The following is a 26,406-nucleotide window of genomic DNA, read 5'->3' as shown; positions in this document are numbered from 1 at the left end:
AAAACTATTTAAGATTAGAGAAAAACCTTTGCAACTTTGTATCTTTGTTTCTTTGAAACTAAAACAATGATTTACCCCAAAATACCTTTAGCACAAAGCATTATTGAAATTTGTTTAGCCAAAGGAATCACCACCATAATTATTTCCCCGGGTTCTAGAAATGCACCGTTAACAATAGGTTTTGTGAGTAATCCTGCCTTTCAATGTTACAGTATTGCTGACGAACGTGCTGCTGCATTTTTTGCATTAGGAATTGCGCAACAAACGAAACAGCCCGTAGCTTTGGTGTGTACATCGGGTTCCGCTTTACTGAATTATTATCCGGCTTTTGCCGAGGCATTTTACAGTCAGATACCTATGATTGTGATTTCGGCGGATCGACCGCAAAGCAAAATTGATATTGGCGACGGCCAAACCATCCGACAGGAAAATGTGTTTGAAAATCATTCGTTGTTTAATGCTAATTTGCATGAGGCTGTTTCGACCGAAAATGATTTAAAAATAAATGAGGCGATTGATACAGCAATTACTCAAAAAGGTCCTGTTCACATCAATGCACCTTTCGAAGAGCCTTTGTATGAAACCGTTTCAGCCCTTTCAGTCGAAGTGAATAGTATCGCTTTTGCAAATGCTACTCAGACGATTTCTATCGAAGACGTTTCGGAATATGCAACGATTTGGAACAATTCTACTAAAAAAATGATTCTAGTTGGTGTAAATGAACCAAATGCAATCAATTCAAATATTATTGACGCTTTTGCGAAAGACGAATCGGTTGTAGTTTTGACTGAAACGACTTCTAACCTGCATCATCCTACTTTTATAAACAATATAGATACGATAATTACACCTTTTACGAATGATGATTTTGAGAATTTCCGTCCAGAAATTTTAATCACTTTTGGCGGAATGGTCGTTTCTAAACGAATCAAAGCTTATTTAAGAAAATACAAACCAAAACACCATTGGCATATTGATTCTTGGAGAGCGTATGATACTTTTGGTGCTTTGACCAAACATTTTGAAGTAGCTCCAAATGTGTTTTTTGATGCTTTTTTGCCACTTACCAGTTCTATAGAAAGTGATTATTTCAAGCAATTAGATACTGTAAAAGTGTTGCGAAAGCTAAAAAGTGAAATGTATTTAGACAAAATTCCTTTTTCGGATTTTAAAGTTTTTGAAAAAGTAATGCAGTGTTTGCCAACAAACAGCCAACTGCAAATCAGCAATAGTTCCGCTATTCGTTATGCGCAATTAATAGACATTCATCCTTCGATTGAAGTGTATTGCAATCGCGGTACCAGCGGAATCGATGGAAGTACTTCTACGGCTATTGGTGCAGCTGTTGCCAGTGCTAAACAGACTGTTTTTATAACGGGTGATGTTGGATTTTTGTATGACAGCAATGCGTTATGGAACAATTATATCCCGAAAAACTTCAAGATTATTCTAATCAATAACGGTGGTGGCGGAATTTTTAGGATTTTACCAGGACATGAAGAAAGTCCAGTTTTTAATACATTCTTTGAAACTTCCCATTGTTTAACTGCGGAACATTTGGCTAAAATGTATGGCTTTGAATATAGTATTTCCAGCGATGAGGAGAGTTTAGAAACAAGTTTGACCGTTTTGTATGCTCAAAATGAGAAACCAAGTATTTTAGAAATTTTCACGCCCACCTTGGAAAACGACAGTATTTTACTGCAATATTTTAAAGAATTGATCTAATTAATTTTTGATGTTCGTTAAAATGGATGATTAAATTTAAGAGTATTAGAAGTTATTATCAAACAGTAACTTTTTTTGTATAAGTGCAAGAGACGAATTAACTGAAGGGTATACAGCTGATTTTATAGACAAATGTGTCGTAAATCCAGATATCGATTTGTTGACAAAAGTTACTATTGGTTGTGGTCCGTCAATTTATAAAGATGATTTGCAACATTGGCCGGAACTCAGCAATTTCAATTGGACACAGTAAAAAACAACTTCTTAATCAAGTAATTAAGACTTGCCCGTGGAACCGAAACTAGATGCAGCAATAGCTACAGTTATGTAAATATACCTCGCTCAAAAGAAATAAATGCAGAGCGGTAATTTATTAGTTATTTAAAGTTCACTTCAAAAAAGAGAGTGTTTACAAGTAACATCTAATTTGTAAATAGTATTCATAAAAAAAGCGTTTGCCGAGGCAAACGCTTTTTTGTTTAGTATTTGAACGATTTTTAACGAATTGGTACTGGAAAAACGGGTAAACTGGAATGCCCTAATGCATCAACTGTTTGAACAGCAAAGAAAAAGTTGTCTTTAGAATATGGGATTTCAGCTTTTGTGTCTTTTACAAAAATTGTTTTTTCCCAATGTTGTGATGACGTTTCTCTGATAAGAATGTTATACCCATAAACTGATTTTCCTTCAGGTGCAGTCCATACTAAAGTAGAAAAATTAGTCAGGTCCTTTACTTCAATCCCTACGTTTGTTGGCACTTTTGGAGACCAAGCCAAATTACTGAATGTAGCCAAGTTAGAACAGGTTACTTTCTTCATGTATTCAAAGTCCATAAACTCGGTAAGATCGCCGTACTGGATATTGTTTTCTTTTCTCACGTTTTGATGTTGGTGATCGTAATTTTCATTCATTTCGCAAAAACGAATGGCTGTAAATCCATTTTGGCTGAAAGGAGTATGATCGCCACCACGTAAGAAACGGTCGTTGCGATAGACTAAATTAATGTCTAGTTGCTCTACATATTGATTGGTAACCGTTTTGATGTAACGGGCTAATTGTCTAGAGGGACTGTCATTATCGCGATTGGTCGATTTACGTATTTTTGATTCGGCTTCCGTTTCTAAGAATGGAATTGTTTCACTGAAAACGCGTACTTTAGTATTGTCACGCAATAAAGTACCGCTGGACAAACTGTTTCCAATCATGTCATTATTGATCATCGCAATAACATTCCATTTTCCATCTTTGGCAACATCTGCTAAATGTTTGGCTCCGTACAATCCTTGCTCTTCTCCAACTACAGCTACGAAAATTAGTGTAAAAGGGAATTCTCTTTGGCTCATAATTCTGGCAAGTTCCATCATGGCAGCTACTCCGGAAGCATCATCATTAGCACCTGGCGCATCAGATTTGGCATCCATCACATCTGAAGCACGGGAATCTAAATGGCCGCTTATAATCAATACACGATCGTCTGTAGGATCCGTTCCTTTTAAAGTTGCCATAACATTACCCAACTGGCTGTCGGTGGCAATACGTCTTCCATCAGCTTTGATGGTGAAAAAGTCAATGACAGAAGTTAGTCTTCCATTTGATGTCAAAGCATATTTATCAAATTCTGATTTTACCCAGCGTTGCGCCGCTCCAATACCGCGGGTATTACTTTTGGTGTCGCTTAACGTATGTCGGGTTCCAAAAGATACTAGTTTGCGAACTGTAGCTTCCATGTTTTCCGATTTTACTTCGGCAACCATTTTTTTTATTTCCGGGTCATCGACGGTGGTTTGTGCGTAATTGCTATGAGAAATGAATAGTAGTAGGAATAAACAAAGAATTGAGGTTGGTTTCATTAATAGTATTTTTTAGTTTTTTCAAAGTTAGTAAAAAGAAAAGGAAATTATGGGGAAATTAGATTTTAGGATTTGTTTAATTATCTATAAAAGATACTTTTAAATTGCTATAGTTCAATAAAGTCTTTGATTTTGTGATCATTTTTTTTGTTTTTAATGGATTTGATACTAAATAGTTTTTAATGTTGTAGCGTTTAGTAGATTGTCTTTTACTTTTTCAAAGGCGGAGATTTTGTGGAGTGGTTTACAAATATTACTTCAAATTATCTTAGTCTAAAGATTTTACAAATAAGTCTTTGATTGTCATACTTGTAAAGCGATCAACTAAAATAGCCTTGTACGTTAATCTACTTTTGTTATACAAAGCGCTAGTATATTTGTGTTTCGTATTAGAAGTGTAAATACTTTATTAATTTTTAAATCAAGTATGGTTATTAACTATTTTAATATTAAATTTATTTAATAGCTTTCACTTTAAATTCTGAAAACTAAAAGGGTAATGATCATCAAAATTCTTAATCTGGTTATGATTTTCTTTTAAGCTATAATCTATGGGTATTCCTATAGGAAAGTTGAACATATAATTTCAATATTTTATCTTCAATTTTGTATCAAATAAGATTTTTTATTTCAAAAGAAACTTTTACTATAAGCAATCTTATTATTCGTAATATAAAAGAATACAAGCTTCAATAAAGTCTAATTAGAAATTTTAAAACTTATCATTAAAAAAATAGAATATAGGATTTAAAAATAAATTAATTGCAAATTATTCCGTTTTTTTAAAACCAAAAGGAGTCTTAGTGCGTAAATGCTTTAATATAACTTAAAAAATAAATTTTATGAAAACTAGAAAATTATTATCAATTGCATTATTTACAGTAGTTTTAGGAGCAACCTCATTCGCTCAAAAAAGTGTTATGGTAGGTGGAGCAGCAATGTATCCCTCTAAAAACATTATTGAAAATGCGGTAAACTCTAAAGATCATACTACATTAGTCGCCGCAGTTAAAGCAGCCGAGTTAGTAGAGACATTACAAAGTAAAGGACCATTCACAGTTTTTGCTCCAACAAATGCTGCATTTGATAAATTACCAAAAGGTACAGTTGAAACATTATTGAAACCTGAAAATATTAAAATGTTGCAAACAATACTAACATACCATGTTGTTGCAGGAAAAATGAATGCTTCAGATATTGCAAAAGCTATTAAAATGGGAAAAGGAAAAGCGACTTTAAAGACAGTTAGTGGTGGAACTTTAACGGCTTGGATGAAAGGTAAAGATTTGTATATTACTGATGAGAACATGAACAAAGCTAAAGTAACAATTGCCGATGTAAACCAATCAAATGGTGTAATTCACGTAATTGATGCAGTTGTTTTACCAAAAAAATAATTTTTGATTAGAGGGTTGCTATTTTGTTAATCGAAAAAGCCTCGCATTTTGCGAGGCTTTTTTGTGTTTCAAACGAAAATTTTAAAATTCTTTTGTTTATTTTCTTCCAAAAATCTTGCTGATAATAAAAACGATTACGGCAATAACTGCTACAACTATAAATATACCAACACCTACGCCGGCTTTAAATATTCCTTCTATTAGGGAACAACTTGAAAATGATATTAATACTATAAGAAGCATCAATAAACGGGTTATTTTTTTTTGCATAATTATTAAATTTAGGTTAGAATGTAAAATTAATATTTTAAGTAAGTTATTTGTTACACAATTATTTGATTTTATTATGAAATTTAGACCTTAAAAATTATGAATTTTTTTTTAAATGCAATAATTAAAAATAAAAGTAATACAAAAAAAATAGATTTTTTAATTTACTTGTTTTTATTTAATTCAAAATTTTGAATATGATTGCCGTACTTTTAATTTGAAAAAAAAACTATTAAAATAGCTTAAGGCTTTTTTAGAAAGTCGGAGCACTTTTTGGTTATTGATGGGATTTACACTGTAACTATGCAATCTTGATTCTGTAAATAGTGGCTTAAAGAACCATAAGCAACTGCCTTTAAAATAAATTTGCGTAAACTGACGGTCATTTCATTGAGTAAATACTAAATGGTGCTATTTTGTCATGTTATAATTATAAAATCATAAATTGGAATTTGTATATTTGCCAAACCAAACCACATAATTACTATGAGTCAAAAAGTATTACTTACTGCAAAAGAAGTTACTATCATATTACATCGTTTGGCCTGTCAATTAATCGAAAAACACTTAAATTTTTCAGATACAATATTAGTTGGAATTCAACCCAGAGGTGTATTTTTGGCGGAACGCTTGAAACAAATTTTAGAAAAAGAATACCGAACTCCTGAAATCCAATTAGGGTATCTTGATATCACCTTTTTTAGAGATGATTTTCGAAGAACCGATAAACCATTGGAGGCAAATAAAACCAAAATTAATTTTATTGTTGAAAATAAAAAAGTAATTTTCATTGATGATGTTTTGTTCACGGGACGCAGCATTCGATCCGCTTTGACTGCAATTCAATCATTCGGCAGACCTTCTGAGATCGAACTTTTGGTTTTAATAGACAGACGTTTCAGTCGTAATTTACCAATTCAACCAGATTATAGAGGAAGACAAGTAGATGCAATAAACAATGAGAAAGTGAAAGTGAGCTGGAAAGAAAATGATGGCGAAGATGGCGTGTATTTAATTACAAGTTAGATTGAATTAAAAAGCCAACTATTAAAAATTATAATCGTAAATAAAAATGAAAGAATTAAGCGTAAATCATTTATTGGGGATAAAATACATTAATGCGAATGATATTGACCTGATTTTTGAAACTGCCGATCATTTTAAAGAAGTCATCAATCGACCAATTAAGAAAGTACCTTCGTTACGAGATATTACCATTGCTAATATTTTTTTTGAAAATAGTACTCGAACTAAACTTTCTTTTGAATTAGCCCAAAAACGGTTATCAGCTGATGTAATAAGCTTTTCTGCGGCACAATCTTCTGTCAAAAAAGGAGAAACATTAATCGATACTGTAAATAATATTCTTTCGATGAAAGTGGATATGGTAGTTATGCGGCATGCAAATCCCGGAGCTGCCTATTTTTTATCCAAAAACGTAAAAGCTAGTATTGTAAACGCAGGCGATGGTGCACATGAGCATCCAACACAAGCCTTATTAGACAGTTATTCCATTCGGGAAAAGCTAGGTGAAGTGAGGGGTAAGAAAGTAGTTATAGTAGGTGATGTTTTGCATTCTAGAGTAGCTTTATCTAATATTTATGCTTTACAAATGCAAGGTGCCGAAGTTAAAGTTTGCGGACCTAAAACACTTATCCCAAGGTACATAGAATCACTTGGTGTTACTGTAGAACCTGATTTAAGAAAAGCACTCGAATGGTGTGATGTTGCAAACATGTTGCGGGTACAAAATGAGAGAATGGATGTTAATTATTTCCCGTCTACAAGAGAGTATGCACAACAATATGGAGTGGATAAGACCCTTTTGGACTCTCTTAATAAAGAAATTATAATCATGCATCCCGGACCAATTAATCGTGGCGTTGAGATTACTAGTGAAGTAGCTGATTCACACCAATCGGTAATTTTAAATCAAGTAGAAAATGGTGTAGCAATTAGAATGGCAGTAATTTATCTTTTAGCATCAAAAATTCAATAAATTAATATAAAACTTTGTAAATTAGCTATTTATAAAATAATCTGTCGCAGTGCAGATTTTGAAATCTAATCCAATGAAAGTAGATCAAAAAGGACACACGATAACTATAAGGGATACACAGGGTGATTTTACTTCTTTTTTAATGAAGGTTACCCATCAATATAAAACATTTGAAAAGCATAATATTATGATAGATCTTTTGTTGCATAAAGACTTATCGGCAAATGATATTAAGCTATTTATGCCTTTATCTAAACAGCATAAAAAATCTAAAAAGTCATTTGTTATTATTACTTCAGATTTTGATTATAACGCCGTTCCGTCTAAATTAACAGTTGTTCCTTCTTTATTAGAAGCGCGTGATATTATTGAAATGGAAGAGATTGAAAGAGATTTAGGTTTTTAAATTGCTGTAAACCCTTCAATTAATTCATCTAATTAATTACCCAATAACCGATCAAGCGGTGAAATAAATAATCGAATATTTAAAAATTGAAACTAACAATCCTTGGTTGCTATGCCGCAACCCCCCGAACTTTTACTAACCCTACTTCCCAGGTTTTAGAAATAAAAAATAGACTTTTTCTGATTGATTGTGGAGAAGGAACTCAAGTGCAATTGCGGAAGAATAAAATTAGATTCTCTAAAATAAATCATATTTTTATTTCTCATTTGCATGGTGATCACTTTTTTGGATTAGTAGGACTGGTTTCTACATTTACTTTATTAAATAGAACTACTGATTTGCATATTTATGGACCAAAGGGAATCAAAGAAATCATTAAGCTTCAATTGCGATTGTCTAATTCCTGGACGAATTACGGTTTGTTTTTCCATGAATTAGAATCTCTAGAAAGCGAAATTATTTTTGAAGATGAAAAAGTTTTAGTAAAAACGATTCCATTAAAACATCGTGTCTACACCAATGGTTTTTTATTTCAAGAAAAAATTGGCGATCGAAAACTTAATTTAGATGCAGTTCAAAACTATGAAATCGATACCTGTTACTATCAAAAAATAAAAAATGGAAAAGACATCACGCTAGAAGATGGAAGAATTATTCAAAATGCGGCCCTAACATTTGATCCTATCCCAGCCAAAAATTATGCTTTTTGTTCTGATACTGTTTTCAATGAAGCCATGCTAAAACATATAGAGGATATAGATGTTTTGTATCATGAATCTACTTTTCTACAATCTGAGGAGAATCTCGCAAAAAAAACATTACACTCTACAGCTAAAGATGCGGCAACGATTGCTTTAAAAGCGAATGTAAAGCAATTAATTCTAGGACATTATTCCACTCGATATGAGAGTATCGAATTGTTTAAGGAAGAAGCCGAAACTATTTTTCCACAGGTTCTTTTAGCTGATGATGGAAAAAGTTTTGAGTTTTAAACAAAGAAGCTAACTTTCAGCGTGTAAAATTTAAAATTAGATCTTATAATTATTTAAAATCCAATATTAATTTTAAATTTTCTGCTGTTGTCTAGTTATCTATTGTGTGATAAATAATAAATTAATGAAGAAACAATTTTACAAATGGATATTTTTCAAGCTCATGGGTTGGAAAATAGTTGGCTCTATTGATGAAGGCATCAAAAAATGTGTGATGATGGTAATGCCTCACAGTAGTGCACATGATTTTTATTTGGGAATTTTTACCCGTGGAATAACAGGATTAGAAATGAATTGGGTTGGGAAAAAAGAATTGTTTCGTTTTCCATTTGGATTTTATTTTAAATATATGGGTGGAGAACCATTGGATCGATCTGGGGGCTTGAATAAGGTAGAATCTATTGCAGCTATTTTTCAAAGAAAAGAAATTTTTCGCTTGGCTGTTGCTCCTGAAGGAACTCGTAAAAAAGTAAAAGAACTTAAAACGGGATTTTATTATATTGCCTTGAAAGCAAATGTGCCTATAGTTCCCGTAGCTTTTGATTTTGGTAAAAAGGAAGTTAATCTAGGATGCCCGGTACATCCCTCAGGAAACTTAGAAATGGATTTAATAGTTTTAAAAAAGCATTTTAAAACAGTTATTGGAAAAATCCCTGAAAACGGATACTCATTTAAAAAAGTCTAAAAGGAGTAAAAAAATAAAACTAGAAGCATTCTTTTTTCGTGAATATAATTAAATCTCTAAAGCGTATATTATAAAGAATTTATTTATTTTCTCTGCTTTTTTGATGCTCTTTTTTACTTCCTGCGATAATAATGATCCTGATAGCTCTACTTCAGAAGATTCTTTAGTAACATCAAGCAACACATCAGGAAAAATAACGTATTTAATTTATTAGCTACTACACCAATGGTTAAATCGTTTACACTAGGATCACTAGATGCTGAGGGAATTTCATATGATAGTCAGACAAGATGCTGTTACTACAGCTTCAAGAACGAACAATCGACTAGAAACGTATACTGGCTTAAAAACAGTACTTAATGCTGGTACCGATAATTTGATGTTATCATTAAGTAGTCTAACGGGAGAATTCACAAATGCACGTGAAACTGCTTTATCAGGCAATATAGTAGTAGTAATAGTAGTAGCCCAAGATCAATTAGCTTCTAATGGATTAATGAATAACCTTTTTGTTTACCAAAAAGTACTACAGGATTTTCAATGCTAAAAACATTCACAACCGATTTTAAACTTTGGGGCATTCACATGGATGGGAGTGATTTGTATGCTGTAGCTGATATTATTCAATTTAAGAACTTTATTTCTAATATATCAGGTTCTATTTCACCAACTAAACGCATAACTGTTGCAGGTTTGACTCGTAAACATGAAATTACATATTCAAATTCAGACGATATTATGATTTTAACAGATGTTGCAAGCGCAACTTCAGCAACCGATGGAGAGTTAGTAATTATATAGAATTTCGCTAGCGTTTTTGCTTCAACTCCAGCAACTGGAACAATTGGATTAACTAATCAAATTAGAGTTTACTGATCAAATTAGAGTTTACTGATCAAATTCACTTTTGGGGAATCCAGTAGATGTTGCTTATGATAGTGTTACAAAATATATTTACGTAGCGGAAAGGCTTAATGCTGGTGACCAAGTATTGACGTATAGCTATTAAATGGCATCGGGCGATTTTGCACCGCTAAATATTAGAGCTGAAGCAGGTGTGACTTCAGTTTTTATTCTTAGAAAATAAAAATAGACCATACCTATAAAAATTCTTAATTTGAAAATCTGAATTGGGGGTATTTTTATTCTGGAATGTAACTTTTAAAAGTCCCATCTTTATAAAAGATCACAATTTTGTCAATTGCTTTAAAAGTAGATTCTTTTATTATATTTTGGCTTTCAATCTTTTTATTTTCAAAAGAGGGAATTTTAATGCTATTTTCTATTTTTGAGAATAAATTTTGAGAAACATTTTCAGTATTTAATGAATCAGGAATATTTCCTATTGTAGATTCCTCAATTTTTTTTTCTTTTATATCAAACTCTTCCTGATTTTTTGGAAAGGTCCCTTTTCCATTTAAAATCCAATACAAATCTACATCAGGAAAAACATCTAAAATTTTAAGAATGAAATCCAGACTGGGCTTATTTCTTCCAGAGAGGAGGTGAGACAAACTTGAACGTTGTACACCTATTTTATCAGCAAAAGAAGAAGCATTTAAACTGTAATAATCCAGTATAATTTCTAATCTTTTTATGAAATCTTCTATGTTTACCATTGTAAATTAGTGTTAAATGAGTTCTATTTACAAATGTAATCATAATGCTTCGTATTAGCAAAATTACAAGTGTAAATCGTATTTAAATTATTAAATAATATAAAGTAAGTCAGTATGTAATATAACTTAAATATCTGATATATAATTGAATAAATTACAATATTAATATGTTTAACAATTGTCAATTGGGAAGGTATGTCTAAAGGTGTAGGGAGGTAGTCAGGTGTTTACATCGTTAAATAATTCAAACAATAGTCTATTTACAAATGTAACTATAAAGATGTTTACTTTTGTAAATCAAATAAAACATCATGAATTTAGAACAAGTATTTAAACAATATAAAGAAGAATCAATTTATGGTCGTTACATTACTTTAGATTCGATTGAGCCATTATTACAAAATCTAAATTCTAATAATCAACTTAGAATTGTTGGAAGATCGGTTCTGGGAAAACCTATCTATTCGTACGTGATTGGTGAGGGTAAAACTAAAATTTTACTGTGGTCACAAATGCATGGAAATGAAAGTACCACTACCAAAGCATTAATTGACTTTCTGAATGTATTGAATGGCGGCTCAGAAATAGCCAGGCAATTTTTAAATGCTTTTACTTTTTGTAGTATCCCAATGCTGAATCCTGATGGCGCAGTTTTATATACTAGAGAAAATGCTAATAAAGTAGATTTAAACAGGGATTCTCAAGATCTTACACAACCTGAAAGCAAGGTGCTACGAGAAGTTTTTGAAACTTTCAAACCAGATTATTGTTTTAATCTTCATGATCAGCGTACTATTTTTGGTGTTGGTGATACAGGGAAATCTGCTACTTTATCTTTTTTAGCGCCTTCTTACAATCAAGAACGGGAGATGAATGAATCTAGATTGAAAGCGATTGATCTTATTGCTGGAATTAATGAAAAAGTACAAGAGTACTTGCCAAATCAAGTAGGGCGTTTTGATGACTCGTTTAATATAAATTGTATTGGAGATACCTTTCAGTATTTAGGAGTTCCTACATTATTGTTTGAAGCAGGACATTTTGCAAATGATTATGAAAGAGAACATACGCGTAAATACGTTTTCATAGCATTGGTTTCTAGTTTTACTTTACTTTGCGAAAACGTTATAGTTAGCAATGGAATTAATAAATATTTGAGTATTCCTCAAAATAAAGTCGTTTTTTGTGATTTTATGTATAAAAACATCAAAATAAATTATGATGGTATCGAAATTATCACCAATTTTGCGGTGCAATACAAAGAAGAGCTAATTGATAATCAGATTGTTTTCAATGCCTATGTTACACAAATAGGAAATTTAGATAATTATTTTGGTCATTTTGAATATGATGCTAAAGGAGCTTTATACAAAAATGGCCGAGATGACATTCCTAAATTGAATCAAAAAGCTGATTTTTATTTAGATAATGACATAAAAATTGTTAATGGGATGATAAAAATATAATATTTTTGTCTTTTTATTGTTTTTATGTATATTTTTATACTTTGTTTTAGTGATTAATAATATTAATTTAAGAATTATGAGTAAGTTTCGTTTAGATGAAGTAGATCACCAGATTTTAGATATGCTGATAGACAATACAAGAGTTCCATTTACGGATATTGCTAAGAAATTATTAATTTCAGCAGGAACCGTTCATGTTAGAGTAAAAAAAATGGAGGATGCGGGAATAATTATGGGATCTTCATTAGTACTTGACTATGACAAATTAGGATATTCTTTTATTGCTTACGTAGGTGTTTTTCTAAACAATACGTCTCAAACAAAATTTGTTTTAGAACGAATTAACGAAATTCCATTTGTAACAGTTGCTTCTGTGACAACTGGAAAATTCAATATATTTTGTAAAATTAGAGCGAAAGACACTAAACACGCCAAAGATGTTATCTTTATGATTGATGATATTGATGGGGTTTATAGGACAGAAACTATGATTTCACTTGAAGAGAGTATAAATGATAAGAAGCGTTTGATGCATACTATTTTTAAAAATATGTAATTAATCTTGAATGCGCTATATTTTAAATATAACCTCAAGTTAATTCTTGGGGTTTTTTTATGACAAATTAACTAAACCAACTACAACCAAATTATTATGTATACATTACCTAAAATAGAACGTTTTAATCAAGATGTTCTTTCTAAATACCATATTTATAATAGTGTCTTTATTACATTGCCTTTTGATTCTATAGATAACACTGGAGTTCTACTTCCATTATTTACAGATGTTTGTGAAATGGGTTTTAAAAAACAGGAAACGCCTAAAGAAATTGTAAATTTCTTTGCTCAGAGATACTTGCAAAGTGCCTCTGAAACAGAAAAAATAGATTTGATGTTTCGGTTTATTCAATATATCGAACGTCAAATTGTCCTGTTTGATGCTATTGAAGATGCGGCTTTTCCAGTGGTTAATAATATGGAAGGAAGAGGTTCTCTTAGAGATATTAAAGAAAAGTCAGATGCTAAAGATAAAGAAGAGGAGTTGATTGATTTTCTGGAGGGTTTCAATGTAAGAACGGTTTTAACGGCTCATCCTACTCAGTTTTATCCAGGGGCTGTTTTAGGTATTATAAATGATTTAACGGATGCTATCCGTAAAAATAACCTGCTTGATATTAAGCAATTATTAGCTCAACTAGGTAAAACCCCTTTTATTCAAAATGAGAAACCAAATCCGTATGATGAAGCAGTAAGCTTAATCTGGTACCTTGAAAATGTGTTTTATCAAACTTCTGGAGAAATGGTACATTACCTTCAGAAGAATATTTTTAATGGAAACTCTATAAAAAACCCATTGATAAAACTTGGATTTTGGCCAGGAGGTGACCGTGATGGAAACCCATTTGTGACAACGGAGATAACTTTGAAAGTAGCAGAACGTTTGCGAACGTCTATTCTAAAGTGTTATTATATAGAAATGAGAAGTCTAAAAAGAAAATTAACTTTCTCAGGTGTAGATACTTTGGTAACGGAATTAGAACAAAAACTTTATAGGTCAGTTTTTTATTCTAAAGGTGAAATTTTCATCACTTTGGATGAATTTAAATCACAGTTGAATAAAATTAAACAAATAATAATTGATCAACATCAATCGTTGTATTTAGATGAAATCGAGGGACTTCTCATAAAAGTTAATCTGTTTGGATTTCATTTTGCTTCTTTAGATATTCGACAAAATAGTAAAATCCATGACGCTGTGTTTAGAGATGTTGTTGCATTTTATTTAAAAAATAATCCTACTATTTTTCCTGAAAATTACTTTGAGTTGACGGAAGAAGAAAAATTCACTATTTTATCTCAAGTAAGTGGAAATCTCGATTCAAATGTTTTCGAAAATGAGATGACCCGTTTGACAATTGAATCCATTCAGGCTATTAAAACTATTCAGGGAAACAATGGTGAGTTTGGGGCGAACCGCTACATTATAAGCAATAATGAAAGTGCGCTTAATGTAATGGAAACCTTTGCGTTATTTCGTTTGAGCAGTTGGGAAGATCCATCGGTAGATATTATTCCGCTTTTTGAATCTGTTGATGATTTACAAAAGGCGCATGAAATCATGGAGAAATTATATACGAATCAATCATACGCAAAGCATTTAATTAATAGAAATAATAAGCAAACAATCATGCTTGGTTTTTCTGATGGCACAAAAGATGGGGGGTATTTAATGGCTAACTGGAGTATTTACAAAGCAAAAGAAGCGCTTACTGCAATTTCTAGAAAATATGGTATAAAAGCAATTTTCTTTGATGGTCGTGGCGGACCGCCTGCACGTGGTGGTGGTAAAACACATAAATTCTATGCTTCGTTGGGTCCAAATATTGAAAACAATGAGATTCAGGTTACTGTACAAGGACAAACGATTAGTTCTAATTTTGGAACTTTGGATTCTTGTCGCTATAATTTAGAGAATTTATTAAGTGCCGGTGTAACCAATCAAGTATTTAGTAAGGGACAAAATGAATTGACAGCTGACGAAAAAGATATTTTAGATCAATTGGCTGGTTTGGGTTACGAAAAGTATTTGAGTTTCAAAAATCATCCTAAATTCATTCCTTATTTGGAGCAAATGAGTACTTTAAAGTACTATGCTAAAACAAATATAGGAAGCCGTCCCTCTAAAAGAAGCAAATCAGAACATTTAGATTTTGCGGATTTAAGAGCAATTCCTTTTGTAGGTTCTTGGAGTCAATTAAAACAAAATGTACCTGGATTTTTTGGAGTCGGTACGGCGCTAAAATATTTTGAAGATACCAATCAGTGGAGTAAGGTTCAAGATTTATACGATGATTCGTTGTTCTTTAAAACCTTACTGGAAAACAGTATGATGTCATTGGCAAAATCATTTTTCCCATTAACAGCCTATATGAAAAAGGATGCTCAATTTGGAGAATTTTGGCAAATTATTTATGATGAATTTTTAGAAACGAAACGATTGCTTTTAAAAATTGCAGGTCATAAAGAGCTTATGGAGAATTATCCTGATGGGAAAGCATCGATACAAATAAGAGAGCGTATTGTATTGCCATTGTTGACTATACAGCAATATGCTTTGTTGCGTATAAATGAAATAAACAAAGAAGAACAACCGGATGAAGCATTAATAAAAGTGTATGAGAAAATTGTTACCCGTTCTTTGTTTGGAAACACAAATGCTAGTAGAAATTCAGCTTAAAAAATAAAAAATGATATCAACACAACTACCAATAAATGAATATGCTGCTTTTTATTCTCCATATATAGAAGCTTTGGGAGAAGTGCAATTGATGGAAGAATTAGAAATTTCTTTACATGATTTTATCCGTTTTGTACAAAATATACCAATGGATAAATTTGATTACCGATATGCTGAAAGCAAGTGGACAATCAAGGATATTATTCAACATATAATTGATACAGAACGAATATTTGCTTATCGTGCGTTGCGTATATCTAGGAATGATACAACACCATTACCTGGTTTTGATGAAAATCATTATGCAATAAATACGGATGCCAATACTAGAAATATTCAAGAATTATTAACCGAATTTTCAGCAGTTCGTCATGCGACTTTATATCTCTTTAAAAGTTTTTCGGAGGAACAATTTAAGAGAATTGGTATAGCCTCAAATGCAAGTGTGTCAGTAAGAGCTATTGGGTTTATTATGATTGGACATCAAAAACATCATCAAAAGATTTTTGAAGAAAGATATTTGTAATTTATTTAAAACAAGTTGACCAGATTTTTAGCTTGTTTTCAAAATGCATTGTATTAGCAGGGCTAGTGGAAGGCATCACATAATACGTGATGCCTTTTAATTGTCCAAATTTTTTTAGAAAATATTTATGACTTTCTTTTCCGTTAAAAATGATGGTAGTAATTCCGGGGAATTTTTTAAACAATGTTTCAAAATCATTTTCTTTTTGATTTTTAATATGAATATCCAGACTTCCTTTTCGTTCACAATTTTTTAGAACATCCCAAAGTCCAATATTATTTGCCTGGAGGAATTGTATTTTTTCTTCGAAAACTTCTGCAATTGGTAAGTTATCTAATAGCGCATACATTATTTTCCAAAAATGATTTCTTTGGTGCGCATAATATTCCTGTTTTTCCAGTGATGCGATGCCAGGAATTGTTCCTAAAATCAAAATTTCGGTTTGAGAATTTACGAAAGGTGGAAATGAACTAATCATATAATATTTTTAAAATACTGCATTTTCTTTTTCTAATATAGCCAATGCTAACCGGATTTTTACATAATCTATTTTTTCTTCAAAATAATCAAAATAGGGCTTTAAGGTATTTGGTGATTCCAGTTTTACTTGCGCTTCGGCAATTTGCACAACTTCTTCTTTAGAGACAAACGAATTCAAATCTATTTCAGCTCCATCAACATAGAGTTTTGCTAAATGAGACATGATTGTACTTAATCCTAATTTCCTTTTTTGGGCAATTTCATCCACTGACAGTCCGTTTTTATAAAGTTCTAATGTTTCTTTGTAAGTAGTGGCTTCTTTCTTTTTTCTGACAACTTTAGACGTATTAAAATCAATAATCGCTTTAATAAAAACAGTGCCATATTTTTCCATTTTTGCTTTTCCAACACCATCAATTGCGAGTAATTCAGTATCGCTCATAGGTCTTTCAGTTTCCATTTGACGTAAAGCAGCATCACTAAAAATTACATATGCAGGAACCGATTCGTCTTTAGAAATTTCGTAGCGCAATTTTCGTAAGGTTTCAAAAAGTGAATTTGTTACTGATTTACTTTTCGTTTCTTTAACTTCTTGTTTCTGAATATTGATTTTTTGAACCGTGGTTAGTTGTACTTTTTCACCTTCAAATAAAACTTTTTTCGCAAAGGCTGTTAATCTGATTTTGTTTTGTTGATGAAAAGCGATTTCACAATAGCCTAAATTGATCAACTGTATCAAATATTGATTCCAGTCATACCAAGAAAGATCAACTCCAACGCCATACGTTTTTAGGTTTTGGTATTCTTTTTCGTAAATGTATGCATTTTTGGATCCACGTAAAAAGTCAATAATTACAGGAAGTGGTTCTGTTTCCTGTAAACGTATCACTGCAGATAATGCTTTTTGAGCAATCACAGTTCCGTCAAAAAATAACGGCGGATTCTTGCAAATATCGCAATTCCCACAGTTTTCTGTAACAAGTTCTCCAAAATAGGATAGCAGTATCTTTCTGCGGCAACTCAAGGCATCTGCGTATTGTTTCATTCGCTCCAGCTTGGCCAATTGCAGTTCGGCATTCAAGCCTTGAGAAGCAAATTTTTGCAATTGAATTACATCTCCATAACTTTCGAATAATACCGTTTGTGATGGCAGACCATCGCGACCGGCACGACCAATTTCTTGATAATATCCTTCAATGTTTTTAGGTAAATTATAATGAATTACCCAACGTACATTTGATTTGTCAATTCCCATACCAAAAGCAATTGTGGCACAGACTACTTTACAATCGTCGTTGATGAACTGATCTTGGGTATTGGACCTTATTTTAGTGTCTAAACCTGCATGATACGCTTTAGCGCTAATTCCCGATTTATGAAGTTTATCAGCGAGTTCTTCAGTGGTTTTTCTACTCAAGCAGTACACTATTCCAGATTCATTTGGCTTTTCTTGGATAAAATCTATTATTTGTTTTACACGGTCTAAAGCAGGACGAACTTCTAAACTGAGATTTTTTCTATCAAACGAAGCTACAAATACCTTAGGATTTCTTAAATTTAATTGTTGGCTAATGTCCTTACGTGTAGCTTTATCAGCGGTAGCAGTTAAAGCTAATATTGGAGTAGAAGGGAAGCGGTTTTTGAGATACCCTAAATTAGTGTACGCGGGACGAAAATCATGTCCCCAAGTCGAAATACAATGTGCTTCGTCTATAGCAATCAGACTTATTGTTAAGCTATTGAAAAGATTGTCCAGAAAAGACAAGCTTTCCGGAGCAATGTACACTAACTTAATTATATTGGATTTTAGATTTTCAATATAAAATTGTCGTTCTTCTTCGGTTTGACTGCTGTTGATGTAACAAGCTTCTATTCCATTTGCTTTTAAACCATCAACTTGATCTTTCATCAAAGCAATTAGAGGTGAAATTACGATTGTAATTCCTGGAAAAATAAGTGCAGGCAATTGAAAGCAGATTGATTTACCGCCACCAGTTGGCATTATTGCTAGAGTATCTTGTCCGGAAAGCACACAATTAATTATATCTTTTTGGTTGGGTCTAAATTTTTCAAAACCAAAGTTTTCTTTCAGTTTGGCGTGTAAACTTTGATTTGTCATTTTGGCGTATATTTTAAATCTTAAAGTAAAAAAAAAGGAACTCGTTTTTGGAGTTCCTTTTGATCATTTATTTAAAAATCGGATTAATTAATCCTCATCCTCGTCGTCATCTTCCTCTGAAAAGTCTTTTTCTTCAGCATCCTCATCATCGTCATCGTCTCCTAAATCAGAATCAGGTTTATCAATGGCGTCATCCTCTTCGTCATCATCCATATCGTCATCTAAATCCAGACCTTTGATAGGTTCAACAACTTCATCAATGATTATTTCATCATCCTCATCATAATTTTCAATTCTATCAGCTAGTTTTGTACTCACTTTTACTAAATAAATAGTATCCTCAGTCCGTACTTCAACAGCTTCAACCAATTCATTTTTAGCGTTTCTAAAACTAATAATGTTTGAATCATCATACCCGTCTGGAAATTTATCCACTAACAGGTTTAAAATTTCATTGGTAAGTTTTGCGTAATCAACAATTACTCTTTTCATAAATATGCTATAAATCTAATAAATAAGCGAAAATTAAAGGTGCTACAATAGTAGCATCTGACTCAATAATAAACTTAGGTGTTTTAATGTCTAATTTTCCCCAAGTAATTTTTTCATTTGGAACTGCTCCTGAATAAGATCCGTAACTAGTTGTTGAGTCTGAAATTTGACAGAAATAACTCCAAAAAGGAATATCATGCATTTCCATATCCTGATACAACATTGGGACCACACATATTGGAAAATCTCCTGCAATACCTCCTCCAATTTGAAAGAAACCTACGCCATTTGTACTGTTTTTTGGATACCAATCGGATAAGAAAACCATATACTCAATACCCGATTTCATTGTTGAAGCTTTCAATTCTCCTTTGATTACATAGGAAGCAAATATATTTCCCATAGTACTGTCTTCCCAACCTGGTACAATAATAGGTAAATTTTTCTCAGCAGCTGCATACATCCAGCTGTCTTTTAAATCAATTTCATAATATTCTTCTAGGACTCCAGAAAGTAGCATCTTGTACATAAATTCATGTGGAAAATACCGTTCTCCTTTATCATCCGCATCTTTCCATATTTTGTAGATATGCTTTTGCAAACGACGGAATGCTTCGTGCTCCGGTATACAAGTATCTGTAACACGATTTAAACCTCTTTCTAATAAATCCCATTCGTCCTGAGGTGTCAGATCACGATAATTTGGTACTCTTTCATAATGAGAATGAGCTACTAAATTCATAATGTCTTCTTCTAGATTTGCACCAGTACAAGAAATAATATGAACTTTGTCCTGACGAATTATTTCGGAAAAAATCTTTCCAATCTCTGCTGTACTCATTGCACCAGCCATGCTCACCATCATTTTTGCACCATTGGCTAATTGTTGTTCGTAAGCCTTAGCTGCGTCAACTAAAGATGCAGAATTAAAATGCAAATAATGCTTTTCAATAAACTGACTGATTGGTCCTTTGCTCATTTTTGTTTTAATTTAAAGATCTAAAAAACATTAATTTAAAAAACATATTTCAAATTTAACGAATTTTTAAATTGACTTATTGAATAATTGTGAATTTATTTTTTCTTGTCGTAACCTAATATTTTCAACACGTCTTCAGAGGTTTGTTGTTCTGAGAAAACCTCAGTAGCTAAAATACCGTTCTCATCTCTGTCGATCAGTATGTGTTTAGGTTGCGGAATCAAACAATGGTGTAAACCGCCATACCCACCAATGGTTTCCTGGTAGGCTCCTGTATTGAAAAATCCAATATACAAGGGCTTTTCTTTGTTGTACTTTGGTAAGTAAATCGCATTCATATTTTGCTCAGAGTTGTAATAATCATCGCTATCACAAGTCATTCCGCCTAGTAAAACCCTCTCGTAAGTGTCATTCCAGCGATTAATGGCTAACATGATAAACCGTTTATTAATTGCCCAAGTGTCCGGTAAAGTAGTAATGAAAGAGGAATCTATCATATTCCATTTCTCCCTATCATTTTGTTGTTTTTGATACAAAATCTGGTAAATAGCGCCACCACTTTCTCCTACAGTGTACGAACCAAATTCAGTAAAAATATTAGGTACAGCAACTTCAGCTTCATCACAGGCGATTTTTATTTGATTGATAATTTCGTCAATCATATATTGATAATCGTACTCAAAAGCTAATGAGTTTTTTATAGGGAAACCACCACCTATATTTAAACCATCTAGAGTAGGACATTCTTTTTTTAATGCTACATATACTTTGATACATTTTACTAATTCGTTCCAATAGTATGCATTATCATTGATTCCAGTATTGATGAAAAAATGCAACATTTTAAGTTCCAATTTTTTATTTTCTTTAATCTCCTTTTTGTAAAACGGAACAATGTTTTTATAACCGATTCCCAATCTGGATGTATAAAACTCGAATTTTGGTTCTTCTTCTGCAGCGATTCTAATTCCTATCTTGAACTTGTTTTTAATCTGACCTTGAAGTAAATCAAGCTCTTCGTAATTATCAATAATTGGAATCGTATTTTTATGACCATTATTGATAAGTCGTGCTATATTCTCGATATATTGGTCTCTCTTAAAACCATTACAGATTACATAAGTACTTTTATTAATTTTACCATTGGCTAATAAATTTTCTACAATATTAATATCAAAGGCAGATGAAGTTTCGATATGAATGTTATTTTTGAACGCTTCATTCATAATATATTCAAAATGAGAGCTTTTAGTGCAATAACAATAAAAATATTTTGCCTCATATTTATTTTTTTCCATCGACTTACGAAACCAACTTTTGGCTTTATTGATGTTGTTGGAAATTTGTGGTAAATAAGTAAATTTTAATGGTGTGCCATATTTTTCTACCAGTTTCATCAAATCGATATTGTGAAACTGAAGATTGTCTTTGTTTAAAGTAAATTCTTCTTGCGGGAAGTAGTACGTTTGATTTATTAAATCAGAATATTTTGTGTTCATTAGGTTTTAGTATTATAGATTAGAATAGGGTAAATAAAATAATCTAAAATTCAAACCCGGATATTTGCATAAATAATCTGAAGCTTTTCATAGTCTGCCTTCATGTATTGGAAAACGTCAAAACTAAAGTTGCCTTTAATAGAATAAAATCGTTTCAATATTCTTAAAAAAGACATATTGTTACTGGTTTTTTTAGAACTATAAATTCGTTTGTTTTGACTTTTTTTCATCGGTACAAATGTAAAAAATATTATATACGGAATGCAATCCTTTTATAAAAAAAGAATTAAGATTTATAATCTTGAAAGGCTTCAAGAATTAATTCATTTTCAACTGATTGATTGATTTTTATTTTCCCGATACCTTCTATTAAAGCAAACTGAATAGTCCCGTACTCATTTTTTTTGTCATGAATGAGTAATTCGAGTATGGGTTCAATATCATTTTTGTCAAAAATAATATCTTCATAAATAGACTTTATACTTGATTTTATTTGAAAATATTCGTCTTTAGTGATGAGTTTTTTATTCCAAGAAATATAACTTTCTAATATTATCCCAACAGCAATTGCTTCTCCATGCAATAAAGTAGTTTTATTTTTATTCTCCAGAAAATAACTTTCAATAGCATGACCCAATGTATGACCAAAATTTAATGCTTTTCGGATGTTTTTTTCAGTTGGATCCTGTAGCACAATTTCATTTTTTATTTCAACTGAACGGTAAATTAATGCATCAAAATCTGCAAAATCTATGACTTTCAAATCTAAAAATTGCTCCCAATATTTTTTATCATATATCAAACCGTGTTTCAACATCTCGGCAAGACCGGAACGCATTTCTTTTTGGGCTAGCGTTTCTAGGTATTGGGTATCGATAAGAACCATTTTAGGCACATTAATAACACCAATCTGGTTTTTTAAATTTCCTAAATCTATGCCGTTTTTCCCACCTACAGAAGCATCGACCATCGAAAGCAGCGTAGTTGGAACGTGAATAAAATCAACTCCGCGTTTGAAGGTCGAAGCTACAAAACCACCTAAATCAGTAACAACGCCACCTCCCAGATTGATTATAAGACTTTTTCTGTCAGCTCCAAGTTCCGTGAGTACATTCCAGATTTGAATGCAGGTTTCAATATTTTTATTTTCTTCACCGGCATCAAATTCAATAATTTCAATTGTTAGATCTGTTTCCAGATAAGGAAGGAAATTAGGCAAGCAAAACTCGTTTGTAGTATTATCTAAAATAATAAATAGATTTGAATATTTATTTTCTTTTAAATGAAGGTTTAACGCTTCGTATCCTTTTTCGTTGAAATGTATTGGGTAACTGTTGGCTTGAATTGACTGCATCGTTGTTGATTAATTGGAACCGCAAAATAAGGTAATTTTTGCTAAATAATATTCAAAACTCTGTCTATATTTGTACAAAAATTTAACAAATAATGAAAAAAATATTCAATAATACACAAGTTGCCTTTTCATTAAAAAGTGATACCGAACTCGATAGAGCTTATTTTCTTTTCAAAATGATTGCTAATCAGCCTCTAGTTCGTATTGGAACAGCAGTTACTAATTTTGCTTTGAAAGCTAATCTTCCTGTTGAAGGTTTGATTCGTGCTACCGTTTTTGACCATTTTTGTGGCGGAGTAAATGAAGTGGATTGTCTTTCTGTAGTTGATAAAATGTATACCAAGGGTGTTTCATCCGTTTTGGATTATTCTGTTGAAGGTAAAGAGGAAGAAGAACAGTTTGATGGTGCGCTTGAAATGACTTTAAAAACCATTGACTTTGCCAAAGAACGTCAAGCGATTCCTTTTGCTGTTTTTAAACCAACCGGTTTTGGTCGTTTTGAATTGTATGAGAAATTGGGCGAAAAACAAACGTTAACTTCTGAGGAACAAGCTGAATGGGATAGAGTAGTAGCCCGGTTTGATTTGGTTTGTAAAGATGCCCATTCTAAAAATGTTGCGTTGCTAATTGATGGTGAAGAAAGTTGGATGCAAGATGCAGCGGATGATTTAGTGACCGAAATGATGCGTAAATACAATACCGAAAAAGCGATTGTTTTCAATACGTTGCAAATGTATCGTTGGGATCGTTTGGATTACTTGAAAAAATTACACGAAAAAGCCAAAAAAGAGGGATTCTTTATCGGAATGAAATTGGTTCGTGGTGCTTATATGGAAAAAGAAATTGTACGTGCCGAAGAAAAAGGATATCCATCGCCAATATGCGCTTCAAAAGAAGCTACTGATGAAAATTATGATGCTGCAGTTCGCTACATGATTGAGTACTTAGATAAGATGTCAATTTTTGCAGGAACCCACAATGAGTTAAGTACGTATACTTTAATGGAGTTGATGCAAGAAAAAGGAATTAAAACGAACGATGATAGAATTTGGTTTGGTCAATTGTATGGAATGAGCGATAATATCAGTTACAATCTGGCTGCTCATGGATACAATGTTGCTAAATACTTGCCTTTTGGTCCTGTAAAAGATGTGATGCCGTACTTGATTCGTCGTGCTGAAGAAAACACTTCAGTTGCGGGACAAACCAGTCGCGAATTAGAAATGATAAAAGCGGAACGCAACAGAAGAAAAGGGAAATAGAAATGAGTGTTTAGTCTCAGGTATTCAGTTACATTTAAATCTATAAAAAAACTCCATTCAGCATACAGAATGGAGTTTTTTTATGTCAAAATTAGTACTGAATTTTAAGAGTTGCTAAACTGCAGATTACTTAAATTTTTATAAATTCCGTTTTCCAATGCTATTAATTCCTGATGTGTTCCTTGTTCTGTTATTTTTCCTTTATCCAGAACCAAAATTTGATCAGCACTTCGAATGGTTGAAAGACGGTGAGCTATAATAATGCTAGTTCTTCCTTGCATCAATATTTCTAAAGCTTCTTGAACCAGTTTTTCACTTTCACTGTCTAATGATGACGTAGCTTCATCTAGAATCAAAATACTTGGATTTTTCAATAATGCTCTTGCAATTGCAATACGTTGTCGCTGTCCTCCAGAAAGTTTAATTCCTCTTTCTCCCACAATCGTTTCAAATTTTTCAGGAAAACTTTCGATAAAATTATAAGCATTTGCTTGTTTTGAAGCGGTAACAATTTCTTCTTCGGTGGCATTTGGTTTTCCATAAGCAATATTTTCTCTGATGGTTCCACCAAATAATATCACATCTTGCGGTACAATACTCATGTTTCCACGAAGGTTTTCTAAATCAAAATCATAAATATTTTTTCCATCAACTAATATTTCTCCTTCATCAATAGTATAAAAACGTAATAACAGGGAAGCAATTGTCGATTTTCCGGTTCCACTAGGACCTACAATAGCTATTTTTTGACCAAAATTAGCAGTAAAACTAACATCTTTCAATACTTTAATTTCTTTTCTCGAATGGTAACTGAAGGCTACATTCTTGAACGTAACGTTTCCTTTTATTTTCTGATTTTCAGCAATATCTTGAACTGTATTAATTTTTTCAGGAGTTTCATCCAATAATTCAAAAACTCTTTCTGTTGCGCCAATCGCTTTTTGGATTTGAGCATAAAGTTCTGCAATACCACCAAAAGAAGCGCCAACGAATGTGGAATACAATACAAACGAAATCAATTGGCCAACACTCATTTCCCCGCTGATACTCAATCGAACACCAAACCAAACGACTGCTACAATGGCTCCAAAAAGACAAAAAATAATAAATGAGGCAAAATAACCTCGGTATTTCCCCCCTTTGATGGCGATTTTAACGACTTCCTTTATTTTTCCGTCATAACGGGCAATTTCGTACCATTCATTGGCAAAAGCCTTAACAATACTAATGCCTTGCATGGTTTCTTCAACAATCACTTGACTTTCAGCAACTTTATCTTGAACATTTTTTGAATATTTCCTGATGAATCGTCCAAAAATAACTGCGGCCACTGCAACAAGCGGAACTACGGATAACATCAATAACGTCAATTTAATACTTTCATTCGCCAATAAAAGAACACCACCAATAATTAAAATGAATTGCCTTAAAAATTCAGCTATTGTAGATGTTAGGGTGTCTTGAATTTGGGTTATATCAGAACTGATTCGGCTGTTTAATTCGCCAACACGCTTTTGCGAGAAGAAAGACATGGGGAGTTTTACCAAATTGCTGTAAAGCGATAATCGAAGATTAGCTAAGGTATTTTCTGTAAAATTTACAAATAAATACAATCTAAAAAATGAAAAAATAGATTGAAGAAATAAGATTACAATTAGTCCTCCTGCAATCATGTTAGCCTGGGAGTTGTCTTTGTTTTTCACACAATCGATAAGCATTCCCATTAATTTTGGAAAAGCCAAAGCGGTTGCTCCTGTAAATAATAAAAAAATTAAACCTACGTAAAATTTCCAACGGTGATTTCCTGCATATTGAAATATTACAATTGCTTTTTGGAGTGAACTTGCAGTAATTTTTGATTTTGGTAAATCGTTTTCTTTGAACCTGGCCATTATCTATTGTTTATGTCGCAAATGTAAGACTATAACGAATCAATACAAAAAAATAGTAGCGTTTCATGTTTAACATAAAGTGCTATTATAGAGCTTAAAAGCAAATAGAGTCAATATTTTATTAATTTTTTTTACTGTTTTGCTTGTAGATAC

25 protein-coding genes are annotated in these 26,406 nt (G+C 32.2%); 15 read left to right on the top strand and 10 right to left on the bottom strand.

Going from position 1 to position 26,406, the window contains the following annotated elements:
- Positions 1-66 precede the first annotated feature (66 nt).
- Complete coding sequence (menD, locus tag ACNQF9_RS09415) at positions 67-1,728, top strand: 2-succinyl-5-enolpyruvyl-6-hydroxy-3-cyclohexene-1-carboxylic-acid synthase (RefSeq protein ID WP_417959719.1); 1,662 nt, start codon at positions 67-69, stop codon at positions 1,726-1,728.
- A gap of 79 nt (positions 1,729-1,807) precedes the next feature.
- A complete protein-coding gene (locus tag ACNQF9_RS09410; RefSeq protein WP_417990221.1) occupies positions 1,808-1,981 on the top strand; it encodes a DUF2853 family protein in 174 nt (57 codons plus the stop codon).
- Positions 1,982-2,225: 244 nt separating this feature from the next.
- Here ACNQF9_RS09410 and ACNQF9_RS09405 read toward each other — a convergent pair whose 3' ends face one another.
- Entirely contained in the window at positions 2,226-3,578 is a 1,353-nt protein-coding gene (locus tag ACNQF9_RS09405) for a M20/M25/M40 family metallo-hydrolase (RefSeq protein WP_417959721.1), read from the bottom strand.
- 842 nt (positions 3,579-4,420) lie between these two features.
- On the opposite strand from ACNQF9_RS09405, the gene ACNQF9_RS09400 reads away from it, so the two are divergent.
- On the top strand, positions 4,421-4,975 hold the full coding sequence (locus ACNQF9_RS09400) for a fasciclin domain-containing protein (protein WP_417959722.1): 555 nt from the start codon (positions 4,421-4,423) through the stop codon (positions 4,973-4,975).
- A gap of 96 nt (positions 4,976-5,071) precedes the next feature.
- Here the strand turns inward: ACNQF9_RS09400 and ACNQF9_RS09395 are convergent, their stop codons facing one another.
- Positions 5,072-5,245: a hypothetical protein gene (locus ACNQF9_RS09395; RefSeq protein WP_417990118.1), complete on the bottom strand. Its 174-nt coding sequence runs from the start codon at positions 5,243-5,245 to the stop codon at positions 5,072-5,074.
- A 486-nt stretch (positions 5,246-5,731) separates the two neighbouring features.
- Here ACNQF9_RS09395 and pyrR point away from each other — a divergent pair, with 486 nt between their 5' ends.
- The 7 genes from pyrR (at position 5,732) to ACNQF9_RS09360 (ending at position 10,128) form a co-directional block, all read left to right on the top strand.
- Positions 5,732-6,271, top strand: coding sequence for a bifunctional pyr operon transcriptional regulator/uracil phosphoribosyltransferase PyrR (gene pyrR, locus ACNQF9_RS09390; protein ID WP_417990117.1), 540 nt, complete (start codon positions 5,732-5,734; stop codon positions 6,269-6,271).
- Positions 6,272-6,317: 46 nt separating this feature from the next.
- Positions 6,318-7,244, top strand: coding sequence for an aspartate carbamoyltransferase catalytic subunit (locus tag ACNQF9_RS09385; protein ID WP_417990116.1), 927 nt, complete (start codon positions 6,318-6,320; stop codon positions 7,242-7,244).
- A gap of 73 nt (positions 7,245-7,317) precedes the next feature.
- Complete coding sequence (locus tag ACNQF9_RS09380) at positions 7,318-7,650, top strand: ribonuclease Z (RefSeq protein ID WP_417959725.1); 333 nt, start codon at positions 7,318-7,320, stop codon at positions 7,648-7,650.
- 86 nt (positions 7,651-7,736) lie between these two features.
- Entirely contained in the window at positions 7,737-8,642 is a 906-nt protein-coding gene (locus tag ACNQF9_RS09375; protein WP_417959726.1) for a ribonuclease Z, read from the top strand.
- A 124-nt stretch (positions 8,643-8,766) separates the two neighbouring features.
- Positions 8,767-9,327, top strand: coding sequence for a 1-acyl-sn-glycerol-3-phosphate acyltransferase (locus ACNQF9_RS09370; protein ID WP_417990115.1), 561 nt, complete (start codon positions 8,767-8,769; stop codon positions 9,325-9,327).
- Positions 9,328-9,601: 274 nt separating this feature from the next.
- The gene (locus ACNQF9_RS09365; RefSeq protein WP_417990114.1) at positions 9,602-9,874 is read left to right on the top strand and encodes a hypothetical protein; all 273 of its coding nucleotides are present in this window, start codon (positions 9,602-9,604) and stop codon (positions 9,872-9,874) included.
- Positions 9,868-10,128, top strand: a complete 261-nt coding sequence (locus ACNQF9_RS09360) for a hypothetical protein (RefSeq protein ID WP_417990113.1) — start codon at positions 9,868-9,870, stop codon at positions 10,126-10,128. The genes ACNQF9_RS09365 and ACNQF9_RS09360 overlap by 7 nt, the downstream gene beginning before the upstream one ends.
- A gap of 341 nt (positions 10,129-10,469) precedes the next feature.
- Here the strand turns inward: ACNQF9_RS09360 and ACNQF9_RS09355 are convergent, their stop codons facing one another.
- The gene (locus tag ACNQF9_RS09355) at positions 10,470-10,946 is read right to left on the bottom strand and encodes a helix-turn-helix domain-containing protein (protein WP_417990112.1); all 477 of its coding nucleotides are present in this window, start codon (positions 10,944-10,946) and stop codon (positions 10,470-10,472) included.
- A 311-nt stretch (positions 10,947-11,257) separates the two neighbouring features.
- Here ACNQF9_RS09355 and ACNQF9_RS09350 point away from each other — a divergent pair, with 311 nt between their 5' ends.
- From ACNQF9_RS09350 to ACNQF9_RS09335, 4 genes are all read left to right on the top strand, one after another.
- On the top strand, positions 11,258-12,412 hold the full coding sequence (locus ACNQF9_RS09350) for a M14 family metallopeptidase (RefSeq protein WP_417990111.1): 1,155 nt from the start codon (positions 11,258-11,260) through the stop codon (positions 12,410-12,412).
- Positions 12,413-12,488: 76 nt separating this feature from the next.
- Positions 12,489-12,968 carry an Lrp/AsnC family transcriptional regulator gene (locus tag ACNQF9_RS09345; RefSeq protein WP_072943262.1) on the top strand — a complete coding sequence of 160 codons (480 nt, stop codon included), beginning with the start codon at positions 12,489-12,491 and terminating at the stop codon, positions 12,966-12,968.
- Between the two features lie 96 nt (positions 12,969-13,064).
- Positions 13,065-15,650: a phosphoenolpyruvate carboxylase gene (locus ACNQF9_RS09340; RefSeq protein ID WP_417990110.1), complete on the top strand. Its 2,586-nt coding sequence runs from the start codon at positions 13,065-13,067 to the stop codon at positions 15,648-15,650.
- A 10-nt stretch (positions 15,651-15,660) separates the two neighbouring features.
- The gene (locus tag ACNQF9_RS09335) at positions 15,661-16,176 is read left to right on the top strand and encodes a DinB family protein (RefSeq protein ID WP_417990109.1); all 516 of its coding nucleotides are present in this window, start codon (positions 15,661-15,663) and stop codon (positions 16,174-16,176) included.
- 1 nt (position 16,177) lies between these two features.
- Here the strand turns inward: ACNQF9_RS09335 and ACNQF9_RS09330 are convergent, their stop codons facing one another.
- The 6 genes from ACNQF9_RS09330 to aroB form a co-directional block, all read right to left on the bottom strand.
- Positions 16,178-16,654 (bottom strand): DNA-deoxyinosine glycosylase, encoded by a 477-nt coding sequence (locus tag ACNQF9_RS09330; RefSeq protein WP_417990108.1) that lies wholly within the window; start codon positions 16,652-16,654, stop codon positions 16,178-16,180.
- 9 nt (positions 16,655-16,663) lie between these two features.
- Complete coding sequence (gene recQ, locus ACNQF9_RS09325) at positions 16,664-18,775, bottom strand: DNA helicase RecQ (RefSeq protein ID WP_417990107.1); 2,112 nt, start codon at positions 18,773-18,775, stop codon at positions 16,664-16,666.
- An 87-nt stretch (positions 18,776-18,862) separates the two neighbouring features.
- Positions 18,863-19,267 carry a DNA primase gene (locus ACNQF9_RS09320; protein ID WP_417959740.1) on the bottom strand — a complete coding sequence of 135 codons (405 nt, stop codon included), beginning with the start codon at positions 19,265-19,267 and terminating at the stop codon, positions 18,863-18,865.
- A 7-nt stretch (positions 19,268-19,274) separates the two neighbouring features.
- Positions 19,275-20,246 (bottom strand): deoxyhypusine synthase family protein, encoded by a 972-nt coding sequence (locus ACNQF9_RS09315; RefSeq protein ID WP_416850921.1) that lies wholly within the window; start codon positions 20,244-20,246, stop codon positions 19,275-19,277.
- Positions 20,247-20,341: 95 nt separating this feature from the next.
- On the bottom strand, positions 20,342-21,745 hold the full coding sequence (locus ACNQF9_RS09310; RefSeq protein WP_417959742.1) for a type III PLP-dependent enzyme domain-containing protein: 1,404 nt from the start codon (positions 21,743-21,745) through the stop codon (positions 20,342-20,344).
- Positions 21,746-22,031: 286 nt separating this feature from the next.
- Positions 22,032-23,099, bottom strand: a complete 1,068-nt coding sequence (gene aroB, locus ACNQF9_RS09305; RefSeq protein ID WP_417990106.1) for a 3-dehydroquinate synthase — start codon at positions 23,097-23,099, stop codon at positions 22,032-22,034.
- Between the two features lie 92 nt (positions 23,100-23,191).
- Here aroB and ACNQF9_RS09300 point away from each other — a divergent pair, with 92 nt between their 5' ends.
- Positions 23,192-24,361, top strand: a complete 1,170-nt coding sequence (locus tag ACNQF9_RS09300; protein ID WP_417959745.1) for a proline dehydrogenase family protein — start codon at positions 23,192-23,194, stop codon at positions 24,359-24,361.
- Positions 24,362-24,465: 104 nt separating this feature from the next.
- Here the strand turns inward: ACNQF9_RS09300 and ACNQF9_RS09295 are convergent, their stop codons facing one another.
- Positions 24,466-26,253, bottom strand: a complete 1,788-nt coding sequence (locus tag ACNQF9_RS09295) for an ABC transporter ATP-binding protein (protein WP_417959746.1) — start codon at positions 26,251-26,253, stop codon at positions 24,466-24,468.
- Positions 26,254-26,406 lie beyond the last annotated feature (153 nt).

Source organism: Flavobacterium amylolyticum (assembly GCF_048284335.1).
GTDB lineage: Bacteria > Bacteroidota > Bacteroidia > Flavobacteriales > Flavobacteriaceae > Flavobacterium.
Note: the sequence above shows the minus strand (reverse complement) of the source record. Positions and strands in the feature narration are given on the sequence as shown.